This window comes from Thalassotalea sp. 1_MG-2023, from assembly GCF_030546745.1.
Lineage (GTDB): Bacteria > Pseudomonadota > Gammaproteobacteria > Enterobacterales > Alteromonadaceae > Thalassotalea_C.
Window position 1 is genome coordinate 1 of the sequence record NZ_JAUOPD010000070.1, and the last position, 671, is coordinate 671.

At 47.7% G+C, this 671-nt stretch carries 1 protein-coding gene; it reads left to right on the plus strand.

The annotated features are described in order from the left end of the window. A partial coding sequence (locus Q4489_RS18240) for a condensation domain-containing protein (protein WP_303483391.1) occupies positions 1-671 on the plus strand: 671 nt, incomplete at both ends.

The window sequence follows — 671 nt, forward strand, 5'->3', positions numbered from 1 at the left end:
TTTTTCGTCAATACCTTGGTCTTGCGCAGTGATATTTCATCTGACAAAGGGTTGGACATATTAATACGAGATAGTCGTCAAATGTTGCTCGACGCGTATGCACATCAGCAGGTGCCGTTTGAGAAGATCGTTGAAGTACTACAACCTGAGCGCTCTACACAGCACAGTCCTTTATTCCAAATCATGTTGTCGTGGAGCAGTGAAGATAGCGGAGGCCCGTTAAACCTTGATGGGCTAACGATAGAGCCGATGGCCGAGGCGGGATCACAAGCGAAGTATGAGTTGTCGTTGACGGCAGCGGAGTCAGCAGAAGGCTTGGTATTAGCTTGGGAATACAATCGTGATCTGTTCACTGCTAAGCGTATTGCACGTATGGCAGAGCATTTTGCAATCTTTGCCAAGGCGATGATTGAAACGCCAACATTGGCGGTAGGAGACGCGTCTCTTCTAGGTGAGCAAGACATAACACAGTTGAATGCCTGGAACGGTACACATACTCAACTTCCTGACGTTTGTTTGCATCAACTTGTTGAAGCTCAAGCGGCGAAGCACCCAGAGCATATTGCCGTAGTGCATGAAGACGTAGAGTTAAGCTATGGCGAGTTGAATGCTCAGGCGAATCAATTGGCTCGTTATCTAAGAGAAGAGCAAGGGTTAGCCGACGAAGCATT